Raw genomic sequence first — 26,909 nt, forward strand, 5'->3', positions numbered from 1 at the left:
GCGTCGGCGCCCGCGTCCACGCCGCCCCCGCCGTCCGCGCCGCCCTCGCCGTCCGCGCCGCCCTCGCCGTCGACGTCGTCCGAGCCCGGCACCGCGTCCGAGCGCGCGCCGGAGGAGGAGACCGAGGCCGAGACCGAGTCCGAGCCCGAGTCCGAGTCCCCCTCCGTCTTCGACACCGAGGTCCCGCCCTCCTCCCTCGACCCCGCCGACGCCGACGAGGACGAGGACGAGGAAGAGGACGAGGAAGAGGACGAGGACGAGGACGAGGACTTCCAGGACACCTCCGACGGAGCCGTCGCCGAGGCCGCCCACGCCCGCCGGACGATGATCGGCCGCAGCGCCGAGGAGGTGGACCACGCCCCGCCGCGCGGCCGGTACGCCCCCGTCCCCGCACCGCAGACCGTCTCCCAGCCCACCCCGCTGCGCTGGGCGGCACCCGCGGCGGCGCTCGCGGTGGCCTCCGTCGTGGTGGCGATCCGGGCACTGCGCCGCCGGCGCTGAGCATCCCGCAGGCGGCCGCGCCGCAGGCCGCCGCGCCGCGGGCAGCCGTACCGGCGGCCGGCCGGACACCCGTTTCCCACGCGTCCGGCGAGGCCCTCTTGATCACCCCGTTAGGGTCGACGTGTGAGGAACGAAGACATCACGCTGACCGCGGGTGACGCGGAGGTGACCGTCGCGCCGGGCAACGGCGGGCGGGTCTCGGGGCTGCGCGTCGGCGGCGTGGAGCTGCTGCGGCAGGGGGAGCGCTACGGCTGCTTCCCGATGGTCCCCTGGTGCGGCCGGGTCCGCGAGGGCCGGTTCCGGGACGGGGCCACCGTCCACCAGCTGCCGCTCAACGCCCCGCCGCACGCCATCCACGGCACCGCACGCGACGCCGCCTGGCGCACCGCCCGCAGCGGCCCCGACGAGGCGGTGCTGACCCACGACCTCACCGACCCGTGGCCCTACCCCGGCCGCGTCACCCAGCGGATCGCGCTCACCGGCGACTCGCTCACGCTGACCATGAGCGTGGAGACGTACGAGTCGTCCTTCCCGGCCCAGCTCGGCTGGCACCCCTGGTTCAACCGGAACCTCGGCGGCGAGGACGTCCGGCTGGACTTCAAGCCCGCCTGGCAGGAGGAGCGCGGCGAGGACCGCCTGCCCACCGGCCGGCGCATCGACCCGGCGCCCGGCCCCTGGGACGACTGCTTCGGCATGCCCGGCGGCGTGGACGTCACCCTCACCTGGCCGGAACAGCTCCGGCTACGCGTGGCCGGCCGCGTCGAGTGGGTGGTGATCTACGACGAGCAGCGGGAGGCCGTCTGCGTGGAGCCGCAGACCGGCCCGCCGAACGGGCTGAACACGCACCCGCGCCTGGTCACCCCGCTGGAGCCGCTGGAGGCCTCGACGACCTGGACCTGGACCCGGCTTTAAGCTGACAGGCATGACGGACACACGCGGCGCGCTGCTGCAGCAGATCAAGGACAAGGCCGTGGTGCACGGCAAGGTCACCCTCTCCTCGGGCCTGGAGGCCGACTACTACGTCGACCTGCGCCGCATCACCCTCGACGGCGAGGCCGCCCCGCTGGTCGGGCAGGTGCTGCTGGACCTGACCGCCGAGTACGACTTCGACGCCGTGGGCGGCCTGACCATGGGCGCCGACCCGGTGGCCGCCGCCATGCTGCACGCCGCCGCGGCCCGCGGCCGCAAGCTGGACGCGTTCGTGGTGCGCAAGGCCGCCAAGGCGCACGGGCTGCAGCGCCGCGTGGAGGGCCCGGACATCAAGGGCCGCCGGGTCCTGGTCGTCGAGGACACCTCCACCACCGGCGGCTCCCCGCTCACCGCCGTCGAGGCGGTGCGTGAGGCCGGCGCGGAGGTCGTGGCCGTCGCGACCATCGTCGACCGGGCGACGGGTGCCGCCGAGAAGATCCGGGAGGGCGCCGGGGTGCCCTACCTGTTCGCCTACTCCAAGGACGAGCTGGGCCTGGACTGACCGGCCGACCGCCCAGCCCGCGGACAGCGGGATGGACGTTCCGGCCGAGTCTGGAAGGATGTGACCGACAATGACGTCGCTTCCAAGGTTCCAGGTCAGGGCCGACAGTACGCAGTACGCCAACCCGCAGCGCTAAGGAGCGGACAGATGCCCATCGCAACTCCCGAGGTCTACAACGAGATGCTCGACCGGGCGAAGGCAGGCAAGTTCGCCTACCCGGCCATCAACGTCACCTCGTCCCAGACCCTGCACGCGGCACTGCGCGGCTTCGCCGAGGCGGAGAGCGACGGCATCGTCCAGATCTCCACGGGCGGTGCCGAGTTCCTGGGCGGCCAGTACAAGAAGGACATGGTGACCGGCGCGGTCGCCCTGGCCGAGTACGCGCACATCGTCGCCGAGAAGTACGACGTCAACGTGGCCCTGCACACCGACCACTGCCCGAAGGACAAGCTCGACGGGTACGTACGTCCGCTGCTCGCCATCTCCGAGGAGCGTGTCAAGGCCGGCCGCAACCCGCTGTTCCAGTCCCACATGTGGGACGGCTCCGCGGAGACCCTCTCCGACAACCTGGCCATCGCCCAGGAGCTGCTGGAGCGCACCCGCGCCGCCAAGATCATCCTCGAGGTGGAGATCACCCCGACCGGCGGTGAGGAGGACGGCGTCTCGCACGAGATCAACGACTCCCTCTACACCACCGTCGACGACGCGATCCGCACCGCCGAGGCGCTGGGTCTGGGCGAGAAGGGCCGCTACCTGCTCGCCGCGTCCTTCGGCAACGTCCACGGCGTCTACAAGCCGGGCAACGTGGTGCTCCGTCCCGAGCTGCTGAAGGAGCTGAACGAGGGCGTCGCCGCCAAGTTCGGCAAGGCCGCGTCTCCCGGGCCGTTCGACTTCGTCTTCCACGGCGGCTCCGGCTCCACGGAGCAGGAGATCCACACCGCCCTGGAGAACGGCGTGGTCAAGATGAACATCGACACCGACACCCAGTACGCCTTCACGCGTCCGGTCGCGGACCACATGTTCCGCAACTACGACGGCGTCCTGAAGGTCGACGGCGAGGTCGGCAACAAGAAGGTCTACGACCCGCGCAGCTGGGGCAAGCTGGCGGAGGCGTCGATGGCCGCCCGCGTCGTCGAGGCCTGCCGCCACCTGCGCTCCACCGGCACCAAGATCAAGTAACCGTCCGGCCGCCAGGCCGTCCCGACGGCCGTCCGGCAGAACGAACCGGGCCCGGCACCGCGCACCTGCGGTGCCGGGCCCGGCGCATGTACCGGCACGGTGCCGTACGGCTACCGCTTCAGCTCGGCGTACGCCTCCTCGCTGCTGTCCTTGAGGAACTGCCAGCAGCGCTCGTACTCGTCCTGCTCGCCGATCTCCCCGGCGGCGCGGGCGAGCGCGGCGAGGCAGCGCAGGAAGCCCCGGTTGGCCCGGTGCTCCCAGGGGATGGGGCCGTGTCCCTTCCAGCCGGCCCGGCGCAGCGCGTCAAGGCCCCGGTGGTAGCCGGTGCGGGCGTAGGCGTACGACTCGATCACCCGCCCGGCCTCGAAGGCGTCGTCGGCGAGCATCGCCCAGGCCAGCGAGAACGTGGGGTGCGCCGCCGCGACCTCGGCCGGAGACCTGGACTCCTCACCCAGCAGGCGGTACGCCTCTTCGTTCTCCGGCAGCAGGGTCGGGTCCGGGCCGCCCAGCAGGTTCTTGTGCGTCGTCATGCGGTCAGTCTGCCACCTGCCCCCTGGGGCGCGGCTGGGGCGCGGTCGGTCTGGAGAGGCGGCTCTTGCGAGGGTGCGCCCGATTACGGAGGATGCACGGTGGGGACCGGGGCCCCCGTGCCGGTAACGGCAGGGGCGGACCGCTACCCGGAGTGCATTCAGGAGACAGCGATGTCCCACGAGGCTCACGAGCCCGAGACCCCGCATCTCGATTTCCAGGGGACGACCCCCTACGAGGACTACGTCAAGGCGGACGTCCTCACCCATCTGCAGCACCTGCTCTCCGACGACCCCGGAGAGATGGTGTTCCTGGTGACCACACAGGTGATGGAGCTGTGGTTCACCTGCATCGTCCACGAGTGGGAGACCGCGGCCAAGGCGCTGCGCAAGGACGACGTGCCCACCGCGATGGACGCGCTGAAACGATCCATCCGCGAGCTGGAGGCGCTGAACGGCAGCTGGACGCCGCTCGCCCAGCTCACCCCGCAGCAGTTCAACTCCTACCGGTCCTCCCTCGGCGAGGGTTCCGGTTTCCAGTCGGCGATGTACCGGCGGCTGGAGTTCCTGCTCGGTGAGAAGTCCGCGTCGATGCTGGTCCCGCACCGGGGATCCCCGCGGGCGTACGCCGAGCTGGAGAAGGCGCTGCACGAGCCCAGCCTGTACGACGAGGTGCTGCGGCTGCTGGCACGGCGCGGGCACCCGGTGCCGCAGGAGGTGCTGGGCCGGGACGTGTCGCAGCGCTACGAGTCCTCGCCCGAGGTGGAACGGGTGTGGGCGGACATCTACTCCGGCGACGAGGACGACGAGCTGGCCCGCCTCGGCGAGGCGCTGACCGACGTCGCGGAACTGGTGTGGCGCTGGCGCAACGACCACCTGGTCGCCACCCGCCGTGCGATGGGCTCCAAGCCCGGCACGGGCGGCTCCGCCGGGGTGGCCTGGCTGGAGAGGCGGGCGCAGAAGAACGTGTTCCCCGAGCTGTGGACGGCGCGGTCCCATGTCTGAGCCGAACACGCGGGCCGTGCTGCAGCCGCGGGCCGAGCTGAGCAGGAGCAAGCAGGCCGAGCTGGGCGCGCGGGCCGAGAAGCTGGACGGTGCCGACGAACTGGCCCACAAGCGCGCCGAGTTCGTGCTCGACGACGTGGTGTACCTGGACGGGAACTCGCTGGGCGCGCTGCCCGCGGCCGTTCCCGGCCGGGTCGAGGACGTGGTGCGCCGCCAGTGGGGCGAGCTGCGCATCCGCTCCTGGACGGAGAGCGGCTGGTGGACGGCGCCCGAGCGGATCGGCGACCGGATCGCGCCCCTGGTCGGTGCGGCGGCCGGGCAGATCGTGGTCGGCGACTCCACCAGCGTCAACGTCTTCAAGGCCCTGGTGGGCGCGCAGCGGCGGGCCGAGCTCGCCGACCCGGACCGCACCGAGATCCTGGTCGACGCGACGACCTTCCCGACGGACGGGTACATCGCCCACTCGGCCGCCCGGATGACCGAGTGCACCCTGCGGGCGGTCACCCCGGCCGAGGTGCCCGAGGCGGTCGGGGAGCGCACCGCCGCGGTGCTGCTCAACCACGTCGACTACCGCACCGGCCGGCTGCACGACCTGCCGGGCCTCACGGCCGCCGTGCACGAGGCGGGCGCGTATGTGGTCTGGGACCTGTGCCACAGCGCGGGCGCCCTGCCGGTGGGCCTGGACGAGCACGGCGTGGACTACGCCGTCGGCTGCACCTACAAGTACCTCAACGGCGGCCCCGGCTCACCGGCGTTCCTGTACGTCCGGCGCGAGCTGCAGGACTCCTTCGACTCGCCGCTGCCCGGCTGGAACTCCCACGCGGAGCCCTTCGGCATGCGGACGCGGTACGAACCGGCGGAGGGCGCGCTGCGCGGCCGGGTGGGCACGCCGGACATCCTCTCCATGCTCGCCCTGGAGGCGGCGCTGGAGGTCTGGGACGGGGTGCCGATCGAGGCGGTGCGGGCCAAGTCCCTGGCCCTGACGGACTTCTTCCTGGAGTGCGTCACGGAGTACGTCCCCGAGGGGCGCGTCGAGTGCGTGACACCCCGTGAGCACAGCGAGCGGGGCAGTCAGATCGCGCTGCGCTGCGACGACGCGGCCGAGGTCATGCCCCGGCTGATCGAGCGGGGCGTGGTCGGTGACTTCCGCCACCCGGACGTGCTGCGCTTCGGTTTCACCCCGCTGTACGTCGGCTTCGCGGACGTGGAGCGGGCGGCCCGGGTGCTGGCCGAGGTGCTGGCCGGGGAGTAGATGGCGGTGCTCGTGTCTGAGGGGGCCGTCGCGGTGACCGCCGGGGCGGCCCCCTCGCGGGTGACCGAGCGTGACATCCCCATGCCGGCGGGGGTTCCCGGCCTGATACCGTCCCGGCTCGACGGCCGATCTCTTCGCCGGTCCACCAAGTAGGTTGCATTGCTGGAAGGTTGGGACATGTCGGACGCCGCGAACGCCGCCGCAGACACCGCCCGGGCCGCCGCCGAGGAGAAGTCGGCCCTCTCCCATCCGCCCGTCGACCCCGACGCCACCGCGGCTTACGGCGACGACCCGGACCAGGTGATCGACTTCTACGTCCCGCGCGCCGAGGGCGCCGCGGGCCGGCCTGCCCCCGTGGTGGCCGTGCTGCACGGCGGCGCGTGGCGGGCACCGTACGACCGGCGGCACATCAGCCCGTTCGCCGCCTTCCTCACCCGCCGGGGCTTCGCCGTGGCCAGCATCGAGTACCGCAGGGGCGCGGCGGAGGCAGGCGAGGGCGATCCGGTGGCGGGCCGCTGGCCGGACACCCTGGACGACGTGGCCGCCGCCGTCGACGCGCTGCCCGCGCTGGTCCGGGAGCATCTGCCGCAGGCCGACGCGGGCCGGATCGTGCTCACCGGCCACTCCGCGGGCGGCCACCTCGCCCTGTGGGCCGCCGCCCGCCACCTGCTCCCCGAGGACGCGCCCTGGCGCACCGACCGCCCCGCCCCGCTGCGCGGTGTGGTCGCCCTCGCCCCCATCGCGGACTTCGCCGTCGCCGACAAGCTGGAGGTGTGCGGCGGCGCGGTGCGCCAGTTCCTCGGCGGCGACGGCAAGTTCGCCGAGCGGCAGCCGTACGCCGACCCCGCGCTGCTGGTCCCCACCGGCATCGCCACCACCCTGGTGCAGGGCCGGCGCGACATCGACGTGCCGCAGGCGGTGGCCGAGGCGTACGCGGACGCGGCGGCCAAGGCGGGCGAGGTGGTCGGTCTGACACTGCTCGAGGACGTCGGCCACTTCCCGCTGATCGACCCGGCGGCCGACGCCTGCGCGGTGGTGGCGGAGGAGATCGCCCAACTGGCGTGGTGAGACCCGTAGTACCTGAGAGCTACCCCGGAGGTGAGCCCTCCGGTGGGACGCGGTCTACCAGCCCGCCGCCCTAACTTCCTTGCCTGACAGGCCCGATGGACGGGCCGGGGGAGGAAGCTCACCGTGGGACGGGGATCGTACGGGGCGCTCAGGACCAGGGGCGCGGCGGGTCAGGCGCGGGGAGGCGAGCGGCCGTCCGCCCACCGGATCCGACGGTGTGTCAGCCGCAGGCCGGAAGTGGCGTGTGGTGCCCCCGAGTTGCGGCCAACTCGACGGGGCTCGGCCCCCGGCCGGCTCCGCCGCACCCTGCTCGCCGCGCTCATCGCCGGCGCCGTGGCCCTCCCTCTCTCGGCCGCGGCCGAGGCACGCATCCCCGCTCCTGCCCCCGCGGCCGTCGGCGCCCCCACCCCGGCCACGCTCGACGGCATCTACGCGGCCAACCGCGCCAACGCGGCCGAGGCCGCGCGGATGGCCGCCGCGTACGGTGCCCGCGGCCGCGCCGCGGCCGATCGCCGGCTCGCGCACCCGGCGCGGCACCTGCTCGCCTTCGACGGCCGGGGTCGCGGCCTGGTCACCGAGGTGTTAGGCGACCTCGCGGCGGCGCACCGCGTAGCCGTCCTCGTCCCCGGCTCGGACACCAGCCTCGACACCTACGACCGCTTCCGCACCGCCGCCCTCTCCCTGTACCGGAGCCTCACCCGGGAGGCGCCCGCGGGCACCCGCGTCGCCGTCGTCGCCTGGCTCGGCTACGAGACCCCCGGCACCGTCAGCCCGGCGGTCACCACCACGACCCGTGCCGAACGGGCGGCACCCCGACTCCGGGCGTTCCTGAGGGAGCTGCGCACCCTCACCGGCCCGCGACGCCCCCGTGTCTCCCTGCTCTGCCACTCCTACGGCTCCGTCGTCTGCGCCCGGGCCGCCGGCTCCGGCGTCGACGACCTCGTCCTCCTCGGCAGCCCCGGCACCGGCGCCCGTACCGCCGCCGGCCTGGACACCCCCGCCCGCGTCTGGGCCGCCCGGGGGGCCGGCGACTGGGTGGAGCACGTCCCGCACATCAGCGCCGGACTCCTCGGCACCACCGTCGGTTTCGGCACCGACCCGGTCTCCCCGGCCTTCGGCGCCCGGGTCTTCCCGGCGGGCGACGGCGGCCACAGCGACTACTTCACCCCCGGCTCCCCGTCCCTGACCAACCTCACCCGGATCGTGCTGGGCGACACCGACGCGGTGGCGCTCGAGGAGGCGGCCGGAGAGCGAGACCAGGAAGCGCGCGGCCATGCGACCCATGAATGACCTGACCGCCCCGACCACCCCGACCGCCATGACCACCCCGACCGCCATGACCGGGCTGACCGGGACCCGACTGATCGGGTTGACCGGGCTGGCCGCCCGTATCGACGCCGCCACGCCCGCCCACCGCGACCGCGCCGTCGACGCCCTGCGCGCGTGCGCCGTGCTCGGTGTGATCCTGGGCCACTGGCTGGTCACCGCCCTGGTCGGGGACGGCCGCACCCTGCGCACCGCGAGTCCGCTGCAGCATCTGCCCTGGCTGGCCCCCGTCTCCTGGGTGTGCCAGACCCTCGCCGTGTTCTTCCTGGTCGGCGGGCATGTGGCGACCCGTTCGCTGGCCTCGGCGCGCGCCCGGGGCGTCCCGTACCGCCACTGGCTGCGCAGCCGGATGGTCCGGCTGTTCAAACCGGTCGTCGCCGTCCTCAGCCTGTGGACGGTGGTCGCGTTCGCGCTGCTGCTGTCGGGCGTGGAGTTCACCACCACCCGCACCCTGGTGAAGCTCGCTCTGTCCCCGCTGTGGTTCCTGCTGGTCTTCGCCGTGCTCACCGCGGCCACCCCGATGCTGACCCGGCTCCACCCGCTGTGGCCGCTCGCCGTCGTCCTCCACGTCGACCTGCTGCGCTTCGGGCCGGGCGCCCCCGACGCCCTCGGCTGGATCAATGTCGCCGCCGGCTGGCTGGTGCCCTACACCCTGGGCGCCGCCTGGAGCCGGGGCGAACTGGACCGCCGCCGCTCCGGCTGGATCCTCCTCCTCTGCGGCACGGCGGCGACCGCCGCGCTCGTCGCCCTGGCCGGCTACCCGGCGGCCATGGTCGGCGTCCCAGGCGCCGCCGTCTCCAACCTCGACCCGCCGACGCTCGCCGTCGTCACCTTCGGGCTCGCCCAGTGCGGTCTTGCGCTGCTGCTGCGCGAACCGCTCGCCCGTGCCCTGCGCCGGCCCCTCGCCTGGGCGGCGGTGGCGCTGGTCAATCTGTCCGCGATGACGCTCTTCCTGTGGCATCAGACCGCGCTGATGGCGACGACCGCCATGACCCTGCACCTCGGCAGGCAGCCCGGCCTGCACACCCGGCCCGACCACCTCGGCTGGGTCGCCGAACGCCTCCTGTGGCTGCCGGTGTTCGTCCTCGCCCTGACCGTCTGCTGGGCCGCCTTCCGCACCTGGGAGCAAGGGCCACGGCAAGGGACACGGCAACGGCAAGGGACACGGCAGCGGAAGGGGAGTGAGCAGAGCCCCGGCGGGCCGCGCGGCCGGTCCCGCGTCGTGCGCACGCACCGCCCCGTGAAGGACGTACGCCATGTCTAGGCTGGACCGCGTGACGAAGAAGGGGGCGAAGAAGGGGGCGAAGAAGGGGGAGGGGCTCGTCCGGCGGTGGCTGGGGGTGCTGCGGGACGATCTGTGGACCTGGCGGGCCGACCCGCTGCCGCCCTCCGTGTGGGTGCGCTGGCTGCCGCACGGCGTCGTGTGCCTGGCCGCGTTCGGCGTGCTGGTCGGCGACGCCGCCCAGTTGCGCGAACACGGCATGCTCGGCCCCGGCACCGCCCTGTTCTTCGCCGCCGCCGAGTCCGGGGCGATGGTGCTCGCGCTGTGGCGGCCGGTCCCCGCCTGGTGGCTGTCGCTGCTCACGATGGTGTTCTGCGCGCTCGCGGTACGGGCCGGAATGGAGCCCGGCGGCTACGAGTTCAGCTGGCCCTGGACCTCCGCCGGGATCGTCGGGCACCTGTTCGTCCTGCTGCTGCTCGCCCTGCGGGTCCGCACCCGCGTGGCCGCGGAGGTGCTGGCGCTCACCGCCCTGGCCACCTATGTGCTGCAGGGCCTGATCGGCGGCGAGAACTACCTGGCCACCGGCCAGATCGCCGTCATCCTCTACGCCGTCGTCGTGCTCCTCGGCTCCGCCCTGCGCGGACGCCGCGAGGCACGCGCCGAGCTGGTGCAGCAGACCACCCTCACCGCGGAGGAACGCTCCCGCCGCACCCTGCTGGAGGAGCGCAGCCGCATCGCCCGTGAGCTGCACGACGTGGTCGCCCACCACATGTCCGTCATCTCCATCCAGGCCCAGGTCGCCCCGCACCTGGTCGACGACCCGTCCGAGGAGCTGCGGGAGAACCTCGCCGGCATCCGCCAGAACGCGGTCGAGGCGCTCACCGAACTCCGCCGCGTCCTGGACGTCCTGCGCTCCGAGCACCCCGGCCCGCAGGGCCCCGAGGGCGACCCGGCCGGGGCCCCGCACGCCCCGCAGCCCACCCTGGACCGGCTCGCCACCCTGGTGGAGAACACCCGGGCCGCCGGACTCACCGTCACCACCGAGGTCACCGGGGAGCGCCGGCCGCTGCCGCCCGGCGTGGAGCTGTCGGCGTACCGGATCGTGCAGGAGGCGCTGAGCAACGTGCTGCGGCACGCGCCCGGCGCCACCGCCCGCGTCGCCCTCGCCTACCAGCCGCACGCGCTGCGGGTGGAGGTGACCAACACCCGGCCCACCGGACAGGCCCCGCCGTCCTCGGGCGCCGGGCACGGTCTGCTCGGCATGCGCGAACGCGCCATGATGCTCGGCGGCAGCCTCACCGCCGGACCCTCGGCCGACGGCGGCTACCGGATAGAGGCCCTGCTACCCAAGGACGGCACCGCATGATCCGCGTACTGATAGCCGACGACCAGCAGATGGTCCGACAGGGCTTCACCGTGCTGCTGAACACCCAGCCCGACATCGAGGTCGTCGGCCAGGCGGTGGACGGACGCGACGCGGTCGCCCAGGTCGCGGAGCTCACCCCCGACGTGGTGCTGATGGACATCCGCATGCCCGAACTGGGCGGCATCGAGGCCACCCGCCGGATCACCGCCGCCCACCCGGACATCCGGGTGCTGGTGCTGACCACCTTCGACCTCGACGAGTACGTCTACGACGCCCTGCGCGCCGGCGCCTCCGGCTTCCTCCTCAAGGACGCCTCCGCCGAGCAGCTCGCCGAGGCGGTGCGGGTCGTCGCCGCCGGGGACGCGCTGCTCGCACCCGCCATCACCCGCCGGCTGATCGCCGAGTTCTCCCGGCTGGACGCCCGCCCCCGCTCCCCGCTGAAGGAACGCGTCGGCAGCCTCACCGGACGCGAGACGGAGGTGCTGGCGCTGATCGCCCAGGGCCTGTCCAACGCGGAGATCGCGCAGCGTCTCGTCGTCGCCGAGCAGACGGTGAAGACGCATGTGGGCCGGATCCTGGTGAAGCTGGGCCTGCGGGACCGGACCCAGGCCGCGGTCTTCGCCTACGAGTCCGGCCTGGTCCGCCCCTCGGGCTACTGAGGGCAGCTCATCGAGGCCGCCGGCCGCCGCCCTCACCGAGGCCGTAGTACTTCCGACGGACCCCCCGGAACCCCTCTCACCGGGGACGACCCCGGCCACCCGTTCGGCCTACGGTGGCACCGTGACCGACACGACCCAGACGCCCTCCCCGGGATCGCCCGGCTCCCCGCGCTCCGCGGCGGACGGGTCCGCGCAGCGCAGCCCGGAGCTCCAGCTGGCCCGGAACGCCCTGCGCGGACTGCGCCAGGACCTGTTCGACGACGCCTTCGCCTACCGCCCGCTGCCCCGCACCGCGGCCAACGGGTGGCTGACCCGCCTGCTGCCCCGCCCACTGCGCGGCTACGGGCCGCACGCCGTGGTGTCGGCCGCCGCGCTGCTGGCCTTCTGGGTCGGCTCGGTGGAGAGCTACGGCGTCCGGGGCCTGCTGGCGCTGCTGACCGGACTGGCCTGTGCGCTGCCCGTACTGATGACTCTGCTCCGCCCGGTCGGCGCCTTCTGGCTCTCGATGGCGGCCACGCCGGTGGTGTCGGTGCTCAGCGGCTGGGGCGACTGGCCCTGGATGCCCGGCGCCTTCATCTGCCACCTCTCCGTGCTGATCGTCGTGGCGATACGGACCCGGCCGCGCACCGCCGCCTGGATGTGGGCGCTCACCGCCCTCTACGGCTTCGTCGCGGAGACCGTCTTCGGCGGCGGTCACGACTACACCGACAGCGCGCCCATGCTGTTCGTCTCCGCGCTGGGCCTGCTGTCCGTGTCCGTGTGGCACATCCGGCGGGCGGCCGAGGAGGAGGTGACCGCCCAGCAGACGGTCACCGCGCACGAACGCTCCCGGCGCACCCTGCTGGAGGAGCGCACCAACATCGCCCGCGAGCTGCACGACGTGGTCGCCCACCACATGTCGGTGGTCGCCATCCAGGCGGAGGCCGCGCCGTACCGGGTGGAGAACCCGCCGCCCGAGCTGGAGCGGGCGTTCGCCACCATCCGCGAGAACGCGGTGGCCGCCCTCACCGAGCTGCGCCGGGTGCTCGGCGTGGTCCGCGCCGAGGACTACGAGGCACCGGACGCCCCGCAGCCCACCCTCGCCGACCTGGACGGCCTGCTCGCCAATGTGCGCGACGCCGGGCTGAACGTGGAGAAGGTGGTGACCGGGGCGGTGCGGGAGCTGCCGCAGGGCGTGGAGCTGTCGGCGTACCGGATCGTGCAGGAGGCGCTGAGCAACAGCCTGCGCCACGCGCCCGGCGCCAGTGCGCGCGTGGAGATCGGGTACGTCCTCGGCGGGCTCGGCCTGCGGATCGTCAACGGCCCGCCGCCGAACCCGGCCCTGGTGAAACCGTCCCCCGGCGCCGGTCACGGCATCACCGGCATGCGGGAGCGGGTGACCATGCTGAACGGCGAGATGACGGCGGGCGCGACGTCCGGCGGAGGCTACGAGGTGGCGGTGTTCCTGCCGGTCACGGCAGCGGAACGCGCAGGAGAGGACGCATGACCATCCGGGTGCTGGTCGCCGACGACCAGATGATGGTGCGCGAGGGCTTCTCGGTCCTGCTGAACGCGATGCCGGACATCGAGGTGGTGGGCGAGGCCGTCAACGGCCGCGAGGCGGTGAGCAAGGTCCGCGAACTCGCCCCCGACGTCGTCCTGATGGACATCCGCATGCCCGAGCTGAACGGCATCGAGGCGACCCGGGAGATCGTCGCGGCGGACAGCGCGGCGAAGGTCCTGGTGCTGACCACCTTCGACCTCGACGAGTACGTCTACCAGGCGCTGCGCGCCGGCGCCTCCGGCTTCCTCCTCAAGGACGCCTCCGCCCGCCAGCTCGCCGACGGCGTCCGGGTCGTCGCCTCCGGCGAGGCTCTGCTCGCCCCCTCGGTCACCAAACGCCTGATCACCGAGTTCTCCAAGCTCTCCGAGGGCCCGCGCCTGATGCCCTCCGCCCAGGCGGCCTACGGCGACCTGACCGAACGCGAGACGGAGGTCCTGGTCCTCATCGCCCAGGGCCTGTCCAACGCGGAGATCGCCGGACGCCTGGTCGTCGCCGAGTCCACCATCAAGACCCACGTCAGCCGAATCCTGGTCAAACTCGGCCTCCGCGACCGCACCCAAGCAGCAGTCTTCGCCTACGAGGCCCGGCTGGTGACGCCGGGGTGAGCACCAGGGGGCACGGAGTTGAGGGCAGCGCCGGGCTCTCTGCTCAAGCCCCTGGTCAGTCACGGGGGCTCCAGGCTAGCGTCCCTTCATGGCAGCCTTCGATCCGTGGGACCCGGCGTTCGTCGCCGACCCGTACCCCGCCTACGCAGAGTTGCGCGCCAAGGGGCGTGTGCACTACTTCGAGCCGACGAACCAGTGGCTGGTGCCGCACCACGCGGACGTCTCGGCGCTGCTCCGGGACCGCCGGCTGGGCCGGACGTATCTGCACCGCTTCAGCCACGAGGAGTTCGGGCGCACGCCGCCCCCGCCGGAGCACGAGCCGTTCCACACCCTCAACGATCACGGGATGCTCGACCTGGAGCCGCCGGACCACACCCGCATCCGGCGCCTGGTGTCCAAGGCGTTCACCCCGCGGACGGTCGAGCGGCTGAAGCCGTACGTGGAGCAGCTGGCCGGTGAACTGGTCGACCGCCTGGTCGCCGCGGGCGGGGGCGATCTGCTGAGGGACGTCGCCGAGCCGCTGCCGGTCGCGGTGATCGCCGAGATGCTGGGCATTCCGGAGGCGGACCGGGGCCCGTTGCGGCCCTGGTCGGCCGACATCTGCGGCATGTACGAGCTGAACCCGTCCGAGGAGGCGGCGCGCAAGGCGGTGCGGGCCTCGATCGAGTTCTCGGACTATCTGCGCGAGCTGATCGCCGAGCGCCGCAAGGAGCCGGGCGACGACCTGATCTCCGGCCTGATCGCCGCGCACGACGAGGACGACCGCCTCACCGAGCAGGAGATGATCTCGACCTGCGTGCTCCTGCTGAACGCGGGCCACGAGGCCACGGTGAACGCCACGGTCAACGGCTGGTGGGCCCTGTTCCGCAACCCCGGCCAGCTGGCGGCCCTGCGCGCGGACCACTCCCTCGTCCCCTCGGCGGTCGAGGAGCTGCTGCGCTACGACACCCCGCTGCAGCTCTTCGAACGCTGGGTGCTGGACGAGATCGAGATCGACGGCACGGTCGTCCCCCGGGGCTCCGAACTGGCCCTCCTCTTCGGCTCCGCCAACCACGACCCGGCCGTCTTCACCGACCCCGAGCACCTCGACCTCGCCCGCCGCGACAACCCGCACATCTCCTTCAGCGCCGGCATCCACTACTGCATCGGCGCCCCGCTGGCCCGCATCGAACTGGCGGCGTCCATGGGCGCGTTGCTGAGGAAGGCCCCCGCTCTGAAGCCGGTGGCGGAACCGAAGAGGAAGCCGAACTTCGTGATCCGGGGGCTGGAGGGCCTGGAGGTCGAGGTCTGACCTGGTATTCCTTGATCTTCGAGACGGTCAATCGACCGGTGGGGCGGCTGACGGCAATTGACCGGTGGGGCGGCTGACGGGGCGTCGTCTACGTCGTCAGGTCGCGGCGACGCAGCGCTGCGAGGCCCGCGGCCACCAGCCCCGCCGCGATCAGGCACAGCACCACCAGTGGGCCCCAGCTCATCTCCGCCCCCGGCACCTTCGGCAGATGGCCGAAGGGGGAGAGGTCCAGTACGGCCTGGGGCAGGTCGAGGGCCGGGCCCACCCAGCCCAGGAGGAGGACCGCGCCGGCCACGCCCCAGGCCGCCCCCACCGCCGCCCTCGGCAGCAGCCCGTGGAGAAGCACGGCCGTGCCGCCGATCACCCATACCGCCGGGACCTGGACCAGGCAGGCGCTCAGGACGCCTCCCGGGTCCTTGCCGTAGGCCAGGGCGTAGCCGGCGCCGGCCAGCAGCAGGATCCACACCGCGCCGCCGAAGGCGATGACCAGGTGGCCCGCGGCCCATCGGAGCCGGCCGACCGCGCAGGACAGCACCGGTTCGGCCCGGCCGGAGGTCTCCTCCCCCGTGAGGCGGAGCACCGAGCCGACGATGTACAGCGCGGCGACCAGCCCCAGCATCCCGATCATCGAGGCGACGAACGCGTCCGTCAGCCGGGCCTGGCCGCCCATCCGCTCGATGATCTGCCGCGCCTGCTCGTTGTCGCCGACCAGATCGGCCGCCCCCTCGGTCATCCCGCCGTACACCAGCCCGGCGAGGAGGAAGCCGATGCTCCAGCCGAGGACGCCGCCCCGCTGGAGGCGCCAGGCGAGCGCGCCGGCCGTGCCCAGGCGGCCGGTGGCCGGTCCGGGGCGGGTCGGCAGGAAGCTCATGCCGAGGTCGCGGCGGCCGGTGAGTTCGTAGGCCACCGCGCCCTGCAGCAGGGCGGCGCCGGCGATGAGCAGCAGGACCCACCAGCGTTCGGCGGCGAAGGGGCGGAGGTTCTCCTGCCAGCCGAGCGGGGAGAGCCAGGTGAGAGGAGAGGAGCCGTCGGTGGTCGCCGAGTCGCCGGCCGCGCGCAGCACGAACGCCGCCCCCAGCAGGCCGGCCGTCAGGCCCCGGGCCAGGCGGGCGCTCTCCGTGAGCTGGGCGAGGACCGCGGCGGCCGTGGCGAAGAGCATGCCGGTGCCCGCGACACCGAGGGCGAAGGCGAGCGCGCCCGCGGCGCCCTGGCCGGACAGGCCCGCGGCGAGCAGCAGGGCCAGCGCGGCGTTGGCGACCGCGGCCGTGAGGAGGGCCGCCGTCAGCGGGGCCCGGCGGCCGACGGTGCCGGAGGCCACCAGTTCCTGACGGCCGCTCTCCTCCTCGTCACGGGTGTGCCGTACGACGATCAGCAGGCTCATCACGGCGGCGAGGGCGGCCGCGTAGACACCGACCCGCCAGGCGGTGAGCGCGCCCAGGGAGTCGCCGAAGACGGGGCCGACCATCGCGCGCAGGGAGGAGTTGGTCGCCATCTGCCGGACCAGGTCGGCGCGTTCGGCCGGCGTGCCGTACAGGCCCTCCAGGGTGCCGGGCATGGAGAGCACCATGAGGGCGTTCACCGCGACCCAGAGCGGGATGAGCAGGCGGTCGCGGCGGAGGGCGAAGCGGAGCAGCGTGCCGGTACCGGCGAGCTGCCGCGCGGCGGCGGGACGTACCGCGAAGGCGGAGAGGGCGGACGGGGTGGTGGGGGTGGTGCTCATCGGGCCACCGCCTCGGCGGACGCTGTGACGTCCTCCTGGTAATGACGCAGGAACAGCTCCTCCAGCGTCGGCGGTGTGGACGTCAGTGAGCGCACGCCCGAGTCGGTGAGCGAGCGCAGCACGGCGTCCAGCCGGTCGGTGTCGACCTGGAGCCGGACCCGGTTGCCGCGCACCTGAAGGTCGTGGACGCCGGGCAGGGCGGCGAGGCCGTTCGGCGGGCCGGCGAGTTCGGCGCTCACGCTGGTCCGGGTGAGATGGCGCAGGTCGGCCAGCGAACCGCTCTCCACCGTGCGGCCCTTGCGGATGATGCTCACCCGGTCGCACAGCTCCTCCACCTCGCTGAGGATGTGCGAGGACAGCAGCACGGTCCGGCCGCGGTCCCGCTCCTCGGCGACGCACTGCTGGAAGACCTCCTCCATCAGCGGGTCGAGCCCGGAGGTCGGCTCGTCCAGGATCAGCAGGTCGACGTCGGAGGCGAACGCGGCGACCAGGGCGACCTTCTGCCGGTTGCCCTTGGAGTACGTCCGGCCCTTCTTCGTCGGGTCCAGCTCGAAGCGTTCGATCAGTTCGGCGCGGCGGCGCGGGTCGAGGCCGCCGCGCAGGCGTCCGTAGAGGTCGATGACCTCGCCGCCGGAGAGGTTGCGCCACAGCGTGACGTCGCCGGGGACGTAGGCGATGCGGCGGTGGATCTCCACGGCGTCCGTCCACGGATCGTGCCCGAGGACCTGGGCGGCGCCCGAGTCGGCGCGCAGCAGGCCGAGCAGGACGCGGATGGTGGTGGATTTCCCCGAGCCGTTGGGGCCGAGGAAGCCGTGGACCTCGCCGGACTCGACGTCCAGGTCGAGGCCGTCGAGGGCGCGGGTGCGGCCGAACGACTTGTGCAGCCCGGAGACGGTGATGGCCTTCGTCATGCTTCGGAACTTACGCTTCTTTCAGAAATTTGTGAAGATGAAGAAGGGGCTGAAGCGGCGGTTAGGGTTGCGGACGGAGTCGCAGCGGGGCGCGGCAGTCGTAGCAGGGGAGTGATCGAGGCATGACACAGGCGGCGGCCGGGGCGGTGGACCGGGACCCGGAGGCGGTCTCCCGTTTCGTGGAGCACTTCGCGGCGCAGCTGGTGGAGGCCGGCCTGCCGCGCATGCCGGCCCGCGTCTTCGCGGCCCTGCTCGCCTCCGACACCGGCGCCCTGACCTCGGCGGAACTGGGCGAGCAGCTGAAGATCTCACCCGCCGCGGTGTCCGGCGCCGTGCGCTATCTCGCCCAGGTCCACATGATCTCCCGCGAGCGCGAGCCCGGCTCCCGCCGCGAGCGCTACCGCGTCCACGGCGACCAGTGGTACGAGGCCCTCACCAACCGCGAGGCGATCATCCGGCGCTGGGGGGACGCCCTGCGCGAGGGCGTCACCAGCCTCGGCCCCACCACCCCGGCGGGCCGCCGCCTCGCCGAGACGCTGGCCTTCTTCGAGTTCGTGGAGAAGGAGGTCGCAGACATGATGGAACGCTGGCGCGTGCACCGGGAGCGGCGATTCGGATCGGACACCTCCATGCGTGACTGATCAGCTACGCTGAGTGGCGGCTGGTTCGCGTGCAGGGGATGGCGCATCATGACAGTCATGGCCGAGCGACCGACGATAGGCGACAACGACTCCCCGAGTTTCGATGAGCTGCTGGCCACTCTCGACGAACTGGTCGTACCCGACGGCTACAAGGCCGAGATCATCAGGGGGAGCATCGTCTTGTCGCCGTGGTCCCGGGGCTACTACCTCGACGTCATGGAGTCGGTGTGCGAACAGCTCGGGCCGCACCTTCCCGCAGATCACCGGATCAGCTACGGCCCCTTCCTCTACGTGTTCCCGGGCGCGGAGCGCGCGTACGGGCCTGACATCCACGTGGCCCACCGCCGAGCCAGCCGGATCACCAGCACCCACCTGGACGGCGAAGCCCTGTCCCTCGTGGCCGGACTGACCTCCTCCAGCACCCGCGACGACGACCTCACCGATAAGGTCGAGGTCTACGGACGGGCCGGAGTCCCCGTCTACCTGCTCCTGGACATGCAGGAGGAGCAGACCACGGTCTTCTGGGCGCCCTCTGCCAAGGGATACGAGGCGCATGACACCCGGCCGTTCGGCGAGAAGCTGCCGATGCCCGCCCCCCTCGACTTCCTGCTGGACACCGCCGGTTTCCAGGCACCCTGACCGCCCGCCCCCCACCGGCTACCCCGCCGGCACCGTCAGCCCCCAGGCTGCTTCTCTCACCTCCCACGTCCGGGTGCGGACGGGACCGGAGATCACCGCGTCCGCGCGGTAGCGGAAGTGGGCGCCGGACACCGTCACCGTGCGGCCCTCCGCCAGGAGCGCGGACGATCCGGAGCCGGCCGACGCCGGGCGGACCTCGACGCGGGCCCGGCCCGGCGGCGCCGGGCTCACCTGGACGGAGTCCACCGGCTGGTGCAGATCGACCAGCATCTCGCCGTCGACCTCCACCCGCAGCTGCGACGGCCCCGCATCGGGCACGGCGGTGACGAGGCGGGACGGCCGGGCGGGGACCAGGGTGCGCACCAGCGACTGGCAGGTCCGCAGCCAGGGGCGGCCCGCCCCGGACTCCTCCCGCCCCAGCCCCGTACCCAGCGGCGGGATCCGCAGCGTGCCCAGCACCACCCCGTCGCTGTCGTCCACCAGCAGGTCCATCCGGCGCTCGACCCCGTCCAGCACGGCCCGCGCCGCCGCCACCGCACTGGCCGGCACGCCCAGCGACCGGGCGAGGGACAGCGCGCCGCCCACCGGCACCAGCGACAGCACGCACGCCGCCAGCTCACGCTGCCGGTGCAGCAGGCTCACCGCCCGCACCAGAGCCCGGTCGTCGCCGACCAGCACCGGCCGCCGCGAGCCGCGCCGCCGCAGGGCCCGGGCGAACTCCTCCGGACCGTCCGGCAGACACACCTTGGTGCCGGCCGCACCCGCGCTGAGCACGTCTTTCGCGATCCTCACGGACTCTCCGTCGGTGCGCCGGGCGACCGGATCGACGACCACAAGGAGCTGTTCGGGAGCGGACCAGGACGTCGCGGAATGTCTCGCGGATGTCGCCACCTCGGCCATGCCTCGCTTCCTCGGGTAGCATCTTTGTGCAAGAGCCCCTTGCGCTGCGCTGTCGCGTCAGGGGCTTCGTCTATTCCGGGGCATCCGGTCCGACGGTTGGCGGCCAACGACGGTCGCGGTGCACGCGGCGGTGATCCTCCGCGTACGCCCTCGACCATGGACATGCCCCGCCCGGAAGGGGTGTACGCGCGTGCCCGCACTTGTGCTGCTCGGTGCTCAGTGGGGTGACGAAGGCAAGGGAAAGGCGACGGACCTGCTCGGCGGATCCGTCGATTACGTGGTGCGCTACCAGGGCGGCAACAACGCCGGCCACACGGTGGTGGTGGGCGATCAGAAGTACGCGCTGCACCTGCTCCCTTCCGGGATCCTGTCACCCGGCTGCACGCCGGTCATCGGTAACGGTGTCGTCGTCGACCCCTCGGTCCTGCTCTCCGAGCTGAGCGGGCTGAACGAGCGCGGCGTCGACACGTCCAAGTTGCTGATCAGCGGCAACGCGCACATCATCACGCCGTACAACGTCACGGTGGACAAGGTCACCGAGCGCTTCCTCGGCAAGCGGAAGATCGGCACCACCGGCCGCGGCATCGGCCCGACCTACGCCGACAAGATCAACCGCGTGGGCATCCGGGTGCAGGACCTGTACGACGAGTCGATCCTGACGCAGAAGGTCGAGGCGGCCCTCGACGTCAAGAACCAGATCCTCACCAAGCTCTACAACCGGCGCGCCATCGCCGCCGACCAGGTGATCGAGGAGCTGCTGGGCTACGCGGAGAAGCTGCGGCCGTACGTCGCCGACACCGTGCTGATCCTGAACCAGGCGCTGGAGCAGGACAAGGTGGTGCTCTTCGAGGGCGGCCAGGGCACGCTGCTGGACATCGACCACGGCACCTACCCGTTCGTCACCTCCTCCAACCCGACCGCGGGCGGCGCCTGCACGGGCACCGGCGTGGGTCCGACGAAGATCAGCCGTGTCATCGGCATCCTCAAGGCGTACACCACGCGCGTCGGCGCCGGCCCGTTCCCGACCGAGCTGTTCGACGAGGACGGCGAGGCGCTGCGCCGCATCGGCGGCGAGCGGGGCGTGACCACCGGCCGGGACCGCCGCTGCGGCTGGTTCGACGCGGTGATCGCCCGCTACGCGACCCGGGTGAACGGTCTGACCGACTTCTTCCTCACCAAGCTGGACGTCCTCACCGGCTGGGAGCAGATCCCGGTCTGCGTGGCCTACGAGATCGACGGCAAGCGCGTCGAGGAGCTGCCGTACTCGCAGACCGACTTCCACCACGCGAAGCCCGTCTACGAGATGCTGCCGGGCTGGAGCGAGGACATCAGCAAGGCCAAGTCCTTCTCCGACCTGCCGAAGAACGCGCAGAACTACGTCAAGGCGCTGGAGGAGATGTCCGGCGCCCCGATCTCCGCGATCGGCGTCGGCCCGGGCCGCGACGAGACCATCGAGATCAACTCGTTCCTCTGAGGCGCTGTTTCCGCGGGCGCGCGGAGCAGATCGGACGGCCGGTACGGTGAACCCGACCGGCCGTCCGCTCTGCACAGTCCGAGCGTGCGGTGAAGTGACCACTGTCCAGGGCAACTGTCCGTCCGGAGTGTCCGATGCCCATCAGGAAGCCGCCCACTGCACGACAGCGGCGACTCGGAGTCGAGCTTCGGCGGATGCGTGAGCATGTAGGGCTCTCCCTCACCGAGGCCGCCGCGCTGCACCGGGTGGACAAGACGGCGATCAGCAACACGGAGTCAGCCCGGTTCGGGGTGAGCCCTGACCGAGTGCGGGTGTGGGCGGCCAACTACTCCTGCCCTGACCCTGCCTACGTCGATGCCCTCGCCGGCATGGCCAGGGAGCGTGCCGGGTCCCACTGGTGGGACGAATACCGGGACTCCATCGCCTCGTTCATGCTCGATCTGGCCGAGCTGGAGCATCACGCGGTGTCTCTTCGCCACGTACAGATCACCCACCTTCCCGGTCTCCTGCAGCACGAGGACTACGCACGGGCGGTGTTCGGCGAGGCCGTACCGCCGCTGTCCCCGGAGGCTCTGGACCTCCAGGTCGAATTCCGTATGCGTCGTCGGGCGCTTCTGGACCGTGCGGACCCTCCTGCGTGTTCCTTTCTGCTCCATGAGGCCGCGCTGCGGATGCTCTTCGGAGGACCGGCCGTCGTGAAGAGGCAGTTGGAGTTCCTGCTGGAACAGTCGGAGCGTGAGGCCGTCACCCTGCGCGTGGTGCCCTTCTCGGCGGGCGGGTTTCCGAGCGCGGGCAGCTCGACCATGTACGCCTGCGGTCCCGTCCGGCAGCTCGACACCGTTCAGATCGATGTGCCGAACGGCGTGACGTTCCTGGACTCGGAGACGCATCTGACGAACTACCGCGCTGTACTTGACCGCATGGAGCAGCGGTCCCTGGAGCCCGGACCCTCGCGTGACTTCATACGCAAGGTGCTGCACGAACTGTGAGAGCGTGAATCGGATGGACATTCAGTGGCGCAAGTCGTCCTACTCCGAACAGGCGGGGAACTGCCTGGAGTTGGCGGTAGTCGACGGGCACGTACTGGTGAGGGAGAGCGACGAGCCCGATGTCGTCGTCAGGACCACCCGGGCGAATCTCGCAGCGTTCCTGGCCGGAGCCAAGGCCGGAGAGTTCGACGAACTGCTCTGACCCAGGTCACCGGCTGAGCCAATAAGTGCATCAATGTTGATGCGTCAGCATCGCTGGCGCTAGCCTGACTTCGGGCGGTAGTCGCACGATTACCGTCTGACGCAAGATGCCCCGGCGGTGTCTCCAGCACCCCGGGGCAGGTCAACGCTGCACAGGAGCGTCAACATGCCCAAGCCTATCCGGCATGCCCTCGAACGGGTACTCGCCGTGATCCTCGTCCTCCTCCTTCCCGCCACCGGTCGCCGTCGGCGTCGAGGCCGGCCCGCCCACGCGGCCCCGCGCACGCTCTCCGGACTGCGGCTGTTCGTGCACAGCGCTGCCGTACCTGCGCTGAGCGAGGCACTCGTGGCGCGGTCGCGTACCACGAAGCGGACCGAGCACACGGCTCCCCTCTGCACCGGCCCCCTCGTCCGCCCGTATCTCGTCGCTCACGAACGACAACAGCGACACATCGGCACACCCGCCGTGTCCCTGGGGGCGGCGGCCTGATGAGCGCGACACAGCACAAGAACCCGCGGGTCCAGGTCAACCGCGTCCCCAGCAAGCCCGTCCGCCGAGAGGACGACGGGACCATCGCCATCGACCTCTGGCTGTGCCGGGACGGTGTCTACGACGCGGACACGGCGCTGCGCCTCAGCCCGGCAGAGGCGGAAGTGCTGCACGCCCAGCTCTGCTACGCCCTCGACGACACCACCGCCACCCTCATCGTGCCGGAGAGCAAGTGGCCCGACTGCCGCAAAGGGGTAGCCACCGGCCGCAGACGCCTGTAGGGCGCGCAGGTGAACGGAGGGCCGGTGCGGAAGTCCGTACCGGCCGTCCATCGTTCCGCCCCCGGCTCGTACTCACTCCCGGCGGCACCGCCGAGACAGCCGATGACGTTTCTGACGTAGGCCAGAACTGAACGTGCGTCAGCCGGCCTTCTGAGGAAGATGACCACGGGCCGTTTCCGGTTGTGCGACTCAAGCACCATCTGTCACGGCAACCTCGTCCTTCTGAGGTGGGAGAAAATCCGGCCCGTGGACGGATTACCCCAACTGCTGTGCACGAAAGGGTAGATGGGTCCCCGTAGTCGATCGACAAGGGCCCACTCCTCGTGAGAAACAGTCGAATAGCCCTCCTGGCGGCGGTCGGCACCGTCGCCACGCTGGTGCCCGCGCTGGCTCCCGCCACGGCGTCCGCGGCGGAGAACCAGCTCGGCCCCTACCTCAAGCAGAAGGTCTCCTGGCACCGCTGCGACAAGTCGGCACCCCGCGCCCTCCAGTGCGCGACGATCAAGGTGCCGCTCGACTACCGCAAGCCGGGCGGCAAGAAGCTGAACCTCGCGATCTCGAGGTACAAGACCAGCACCAAGAAGCAGCGCCGCGGTGTGCTCCTGCTCAACCCCGGCGGCCCGGGCGGCCCCGGCGTCGACATGCCGCAGTACATGGTGAACGAGCTGCCCAAGTCCGTGAAGGCCAAGTACGACCTCGTCGGCTTCGACCCGCGGGGCGTCGGCCAGAGCTCCCCGGTCGGCTGCGGGCTCACGGAGAAGGAGCGGGACTGGGAACGGCCCTACAAGGCCGCGACGTTCGCCAAGGACGTGAAGTGGGCCCGGACCTTCGCCGACAAGTGCAACAACAAGCAGGGCGACAGGCTGAGCCACATCACCACCCGCAACACCGCGCGGGACATGGACGTGATCCGTGCCGTGCTCGGCGAGAAGAAGATCTCCTATCTGGGCTACTCGTACGGCACTTACCTCGGCGCCGTCTACACGCAGATGTTCCCCAAGCGCACCGACCGCTTCGTGCTGGACAGCGCGGTCGACCCGGCCCGGGTGTGGCGCGGCATGATCCAGGTGTGGGCCGAGGGAGCCGAGCCCGCCTTCACCCGGTGGACCGAGTGGACGGCCCGCCGCGACGCAACCTACAAGCTGGGCAGGACCCCGGCCGCGGTGCGCAAGAGCTTCTACGACCTGGTCGCCCAGGCCGACCGCAAGCCGATCGTCCTCGACGGCACCAAGCTGACCGGCGACGACATCCGCGTCGGCCTGCGTCCGGTGTTCTTCAGCGTGCAGGACGCCGCCGAGGCCGTCGTGGAGCTGAAGAAGGCCGCCGCCAAGAAGTCCAGGAAGGCCACGTCCGGCGGCCCCGGGCTCAGGACGCCCACCCCGGCACCCCCGGCCTTCGGCAAGGTGCCCGCCGACAACGGCGACGCCGCCTTCTGGACCGTGGTCTGCGCCGACACCCGCAACTGGCCGCGCGATCCGGAGCGGTACCGGGCCGACGCCGTCCGCGACAAGGGCACCTACCCGCTGTACGGGGACTTCGGCTCCAGCATCAAGCCCTGCGCGTTCTGGAAGCGGAACGGCAGCGAGCCCGCCACCAGGATCGACAACAAGGTGCGTGCGCTGATCCTGCAGAACGAGTGGGACCCCCAGACGCCCCTCACCAGCGGCCAGGGCCTGCGCAGGGCCATGAAGGGCGCCAGGATGGTCACCGTCCGCGGGGGTGTCGGCCACGGCATCTACGGCACCAAGTCCTGCGCCGACAAGACGGCCACCGCCTACCTCACCACCGGCAAGCTGCCGTCCAAGGACGTGACCTGCAAGGCCGGGGCGTCCCAGCAGAACGGCTTCAACGTGCTGCCGATCCCGGCGCCCAAGGGCATCCCGGGCATGGTCAGCCGCTTCTGACCGCACGATGCACCGCAACGGGAGGCACTCCGCGCCGGGTGCCTCCCCCTCGGCATGACCTCGGCATGACCTCGGCCGCAGAGCCCGCTGGCATGACCTCGGCCGCAGAGGCCGCCGGCATGACCTCGGCTCCTCGGCCGCAGAGCCCGCTGGCATGACCTCGGCTCCTCGGCCGCGGAGCCCGCTGGCATGACCTCGGCCGCAGAGGCCGCCGGCTGCCGCGACACCAGGGAGACGACAGCCCCGATGGATCACACCGACAGCCCGGAGCAGCAGGAGGCGCCGGGGTTCAGCCCCGTTCAGTACGTCGTTCCGTATCTGTCGCTCGTCACCGGCAAGGCCGGCGTGCAGAAGACGTCCTTGGACGAACGGCCCACGCTGTTCTGGGTGTTCACCGCGATCGCCGCGCTCGGCGTGCTCTCCGCCGTCGTGGAACTCAGGCGCATGCACACCGCCCACCGGCACAGCCCCCTGCCCCGGTGGACCCGGTTCTTGGGGCTGCTTCTCGCGCTGTTCGGGGCGTACGTCGTCTCCTGCGTCGGCGTCGGCGTCGGCGTCGGCATCAGCGGATAGGGGATTCCCGGGCGAGCTGACGGAGGATTGGGGGCAGGGGATCGAGCGCGGGGGATCGCCGGGGCCAGGGCAGCCCGCCGGGGCGGCCCACCGGTGCGGCCCGCCGGTGCGGCTCGCCGGGCACGGTCGACGGGTCCGTGCGGCGGGCATAGCCTGAGGGTGTACCCCACGTGCGTCGACCGGAGAAGGTGAGTGCGATGCGCGTGATGCTCAAGGCTTCCATGGACACGGAGAAGGCGAACGAGGCCATCAGGAACGGCACGCTGGCGAAACTGATCGGGGAATCCCTGGAACAGATCAAGCCCGAGGCGGCCTACTTCACCTCGGACCACGGCAAGCGCACCGCCTATCTGGTCTTCGACATGCAGGACAGCTCGCAGATGCCGGTGATCAGCGAACCGTACTTCATGCAGCTCGGCGCGGAGATCACCTACACACCGGTGATGAACGTCGACGACATGCAGAAGGGACTCGCCCAGCTGGGGCGGTGACCCTCGCCCCAGGATTGCGGCTCAGCTGAACACGATCATCGACCCCTGCGCCAGGCTCCGCGTCGCCGCCGCGTGCAGGCCCAGCCAGACGTGGCGCTCGCGGGAGAAGGGGCTGGGGTCGTACGGGGCGGGCAGGGCCGGCTCCTCCAGCTCGGTGGGGGCACGCGGGGGTTCGGGCGCGGCCGGGGGGTTGGCCGGGTCGATGCCGAGGGTGGGGGCGACGAGCTCCAGTTCCCGCAGGAGTGCCTGGGAGGAGCCCAGGGGGCCGCCGCCGGCGAGGAGTTCGTCGCTGGACAGCGGGGTCGGGAAGTCGAGAGGGACGTACGCGCCCGCGTGGTCGTAGTGCCAGACGAGGTGGGACTGCTGGGCCGTGGCGTCGAACATCTCCAGCAGCTGCTCGTAGTCACCGCCGAGTTCGTCCACCGGGGTCACCGGAAGGCCGCACACCTGGAGCAGATAGGCGCGGCGCAGGAAGTGCAGCGCGTCGTAGTCGAATCCCGCGACCGGGGCGACCTCCCCGGACAGTCCCGGCATGTACTGGTACACCGGCACCGGTGGCAGGCCCGCAGCGGCGAGCACCGAGTTGTACTGCGCGAGTTCCTCGGCGAACGGATTGCCGGGCGTGTGGCACAACACGTCCACGAGGGGCACCAGCCACAGGTCACAGGCCAAAGAGGGCT

At 72.0% G+C, this 26,909-nt stretch carries 27 protein-coding genes and 1 pseudogene; 23 read left to right on the forward strand and 5 right to left on the reverse strand.

Annotated features, from left to right (window positions below):
* From ABD207_RS26605 to fbaA, 4 genes and pseudogenes are all read left to right on the forward strand, one after another.
* Window positions 1-501, forward strand: a pseudogene (locus ABD207_RS26605) (carbon monoxide dehydrogenase); the annotation flags it as partial.
* A 123-nt stretch (window positions 502-624) separates the two neighbouring features.
* A complete protein-coding gene (locus ABD207_RS26610) occupies window positions 625-1,413 on the forward strand; it encodes an aldose epimerase family protein (RefSeq protein WP_344015708.1) in 789 nt (262 codons plus the stop codon).
* A 10-nt stretch (window positions 1,414-1,423) separates the two neighbouring features.
* Window positions 1,424-1,972 carry an orotate phosphoribosyltransferase gene (gene pyrE, locus ABD207_RS26615; protein ID WP_344004205.1) on the forward strand — a complete coding sequence of 183 codons (549 nt, stop codon included), beginning with the start codon at window positions 1,424-1,426 and terminating at the stop codon, window positions 1,970-1,972.
* A gap of 147 nt (window positions 1,973-2,119) precedes the next feature.
* Window positions 2,120-3,151, forward strand: coding sequence for a class II fructose-bisphosphate aldolase (gene fbaA / locus ABD207_RS26620; protein WP_344015709.1), 1,032 nt, complete (start codon window positions 2,120-2,122; stop codon window positions 3,149-3,151).
* Between the two features lie 110 nt (window positions 3,152-3,261).
* On the opposite strand, the gene ABD207_RS26625 is transcribed toward fbaA, so the two are convergent.
* The gene (locus ABD207_RS26625) at window positions 3,262-3,681 is read right to left on the reverse strand and encodes a DUF3151 domain-containing protein (protein ID WP_344015710.1); all 420 of its coding nucleotides are present in this window, start codon (window positions 3,679-3,681) and stop codon (window positions 3,262-3,264) included.
* 171 nt (window positions 3,682-3,852) lie between these two features.
* Here ABD207_RS26625 and ABD207_RS26630 point away from each other — a divergent pair, with 171 nt between their 5' ends.
* The 10 genes from ABD207_RS26630 (at window position 3,853) to ABD207_RS26675 (ending at window position 15,015) form a co-directional block, all read left to right on the forward strand.
* On the forward strand, window positions 3,853-4,683 hold the full coding sequence (locus tag ABD207_RS26630; RefSeq protein ID WP_344015711.1) for a tryptophan 2,3-dioxygenase family protein: 831 nt from the start codon (window positions 3,853-3,855) through the stop codon (window positions 4,681-4,683).
* On the forward strand, window positions 4,676-5,935 hold the full coding sequence (kynU, locus tag ABD207_RS26635; RefSeq protein WP_344015712.1) for a kynureninase: 1,260 nt from the start codon (window positions 4,676-4,678) through the stop codon (window positions 5,933-5,935). The genes ABD207_RS26630 and kynU overlap by 8 nt, the downstream gene beginning before the upstream one ends.
* A 177-nt stretch (window positions 5,936-6,112) precedes the next feature.
* On the forward strand, window positions 6,113-7,003 hold the full coding sequence (locus ABD207_RS26640) for an alpha/beta hydrolase (RefSeq protein ID WP_344015713.1): 891 nt from the start codon (window positions 6,113-6,115) through the stop codon (window positions 7,001-7,003).
* 258 nt (window positions 7,004-7,261) lie between these two features.
* The gene (locus ABD207_RS26645; protein WP_344015714.1) at window positions 7,262-8,293 is read left to right on the forward strand and encodes an alpha/beta hydrolase; all 1,032 of its coding nucleotides are present in this window, start codon (window positions 7,262-7,264) and stop codon (window positions 8,291-8,293) included.
* A gap of 46 nt (window positions 8,294-8,339) precedes the next feature.
* Window positions 8,340-9,593 (forward strand): acyltransferase family protein, encoded by a 1,254-nt coding sequence (locus ABD207_RS26650; RefSeq protein WP_344015763.1) that lies wholly within the window; start codon window positions 8,340-8,342, stop codon window positions 9,591-9,593.
* A complete protein-coding gene (locus tag ABD207_RS26655; RefSeq protein WP_344015715.1) occupies window positions 9,586-10,917 on the forward strand; it encodes a sensor histidine kinase in 1,332 nt (443 codons plus the stop codon). The genes ABD207_RS26650 and ABD207_RS26655 overlap by 8 nt, the downstream gene beginning before the upstream one ends.
* A complete protein-coding gene (locus tag ABD207_RS26660) occupies window positions 10,914-11,576 on the forward strand; it encodes a response regulator (protein WP_344015716.1) in 663 nt (220 codons plus the stop codon). Before ABD207_RS26655 ends, ABD207_RS26660 begins: the two co-directional genes overlap by 4 nt.
* A gap of 121 nt (window positions 11,577-11,697) precedes the next feature.
* Window positions 11,698-13,062, forward strand: a complete 1,365-nt coding sequence (locus ABD207_RS26665; RefSeq protein ID WP_344015717.1) for a sensor histidine kinase — start codon at window positions 11,698-11,700, stop codon at window positions 13,060-13,062.
* Entirely contained in the window at window positions 13,059-13,724 is a 666-nt protein-coding gene (locus tag ABD207_RS26670) for a response regulator (RefSeq protein WP_344015719.1), read from the forward strand. Before ABD207_RS26665 ends, ABD207_RS26670 begins: the two co-directional genes overlap by 4 nt.
* An 88-nt stretch (window positions 13,725-13,812) precedes the next feature.
* Window positions 13,813-15,015: a cytochrome P450 gene (locus ABD207_RS26675; RefSeq protein ID WP_344015720.1), complete on the forward strand. Its 1,203-nt coding sequence runs from the start codon at window positions 13,813-13,815 to the stop codon at window positions 15,013-15,015.
* An 88-nt stretch (window positions 15,016-15,103) separates the two neighbouring features.
* Here the strand turns inward: ABD207_RS26675 and ABD207_RS26680 are convergent, their stop codons facing one another.
* Both ABD207_RS26680 and ABD207_RS26685 read right to left on the reverse strand, forming a co-directional pair.
* Entirely contained in the window at window positions 15,104-16,735 is a 1,632-nt protein-coding gene (locus ABD207_RS26680) for an ABC transporter permease (RefSeq protein WP_344015721.1), read from the reverse strand.
* The gene (locus ABD207_RS26685) at window positions 16,732-17,646 is read right to left on the reverse strand and encodes an ABC transporter ATP-binding protein (protein ID WP_344015722.1); all 915 of its coding nucleotides are present in this window, start codon (window positions 17,644-17,646) and stop codon (window positions 16,732-16,734) included. Before ABD207_RS26685 ends, ABD207_RS26680 begins: the two co-directional genes overlap by 4 nt.
* A gap of 122 nt (window positions 17,647-17,768) precedes the next feature.
* Here ABD207_RS26685 and ABD207_RS26690 point away from each other — a divergent pair, with 122 nt between their 5' ends.
* Together ABD207_RS26690 and ABD207_RS26695 are read left to right on the forward strand one after the other, a co-directional pair.
* On the forward strand, window positions 17,769-18,287 hold the full coding sequence (locus ABD207_RS26690; protein WP_344015723.1) for a GbsR/MarR family transcriptional regulator: 519 nt from the start codon (window positions 17,769-17,771) through the stop codon (window positions 18,285-18,287).
* Window positions 18,288-18,335: 48 nt separating this feature from the next.
* A complete protein-coding gene (locus ABD207_RS26695) occupies window positions 18,336-18,926 on the forward strand; it encodes a Uma2 family endonuclease (protein WP_344015724.1) in 591 nt (196 codons plus the stop codon).
* Between the two features lie 18 nt (window positions 18,927-18,944).
* Here ABD207_RS26695 and ABD207_RS26700 read toward each other — a convergent pair whose 3' ends face one another.
* Window positions 18,945-19,826, reverse strand: a complete 882-nt coding sequence (locus ABD207_RS26700; RefSeq protein WP_344015725.1) for a diacylglycerol kinase — start codon at window positions 19,824-19,826, stop codon at window positions 18,945-18,947.
* Window positions 19,827-20,016: 190 nt separating this feature from the next.
* Here ABD207_RS26700 and ABD207_RS26705 point away from each other — a divergent pair, with 190 nt between their 5' ends.
* From ABD207_RS26705 to ABD207_RS26735, 7 genes are all read left to right on the forward strand, one after another.
* Complete coding sequence (locus ABD207_RS26705; protein ID WP_344015726.1) at window positions 20,017-21,300, forward strand: adenylosuccinate synthase; 1,284 nt, start codon at window positions 20,017-20,019, stop codon at window positions 21,298-21,300.
* A gap of 134 nt (window positions 21,301-21,434) precedes the next feature.
* Window positions 21,435-22,289: a helix-turn-helix domain-containing protein gene (locus tag ABD207_RS26710; RefSeq protein ID WP_344015727.1), complete on the forward strand. Its 855-nt coding sequence runs from the start codon at window positions 21,435-21,437 to the stop codon at window positions 22,287-22,289.
* A gap of 13 nt (window positions 22,290-22,302) precedes the next feature.
* Window positions 22,303-22,491, forward strand: coding sequence for a DUF397 domain-containing protein (locus ABD207_RS26715; RefSeq protein WP_344015728.1), 189 nt, complete (start codon window positions 22,303-22,305; stop codon window positions 22,489-22,491).
* A 488-nt stretch (window positions 22,492-22,979) separates the two neighbouring features.
* Window positions 22,980-23,261 (forward strand): hypothetical protein, encoded by a 282-nt coding sequence (locus ABD207_RS26720; protein ID WP_344015729.1) that lies wholly within the window; start codon window positions 22,980-22,982, stop codon window positions 23,259-23,261.
* A gap of 323 nt (window positions 23,262-23,584) precedes the next feature.
* Window positions 23,585-25,165: an alpha/beta hydrolase gene (locus tag ABD207_RS26725; RefSeq protein WP_344015730.1), complete on the forward strand. Its 1,581-nt coding sequence runs from the start codon at window positions 23,585-23,587 to the stop codon at window positions 25,163-25,165.
* A 189-nt stretch (window positions 25,166-25,354) separates the two neighbouring features.
* Window positions 25,355-25,738, forward strand: a complete 384-nt coding sequence (locus tag ABD207_RS26730; RefSeq protein WP_344015731.1) for a hypothetical protein — start codon at window positions 25,355-25,357, stop codon at window positions 25,736-25,738.
* 197 nt (window positions 25,739-25,935) lie between these two features.
* Entirely contained in the window at window positions 25,936-26,229 is a 294-nt protein-coding gene (locus tag ABD207_RS26735; protein ID WP_344015732.1) for a hypothetical protein, read from the forward strand.
* A gap of 21 nt (window positions 26,230-26,250) precedes the next feature.
* Here the strand turns inward: ABD207_RS26735 and ABD207_RS26740 are convergent, their stop codons facing one another.
* Window positions 26,251-26,901, reverse strand: coding sequence for a hypothetical protein (locus ABD207_RS26740; protein WP_344015734.1), 651 nt, complete (start codon window positions 26,899-26,901; stop codon window positions 26,251-26,253).
* Window positions 26,902-26,909 lie beyond the last annotated feature (8 nt).

Origin of the sequence: Streptomyces thermospinosisporus, assembly GCF_039526425.1 — a bacterium.
GTDB classification, from domain to species: Bacteria; Actinomycetota; Actinomycetes; order Streptomycetales; family Streptomycetaceae; genus Streptomyces; species Streptomyces thermocarboxydovorans.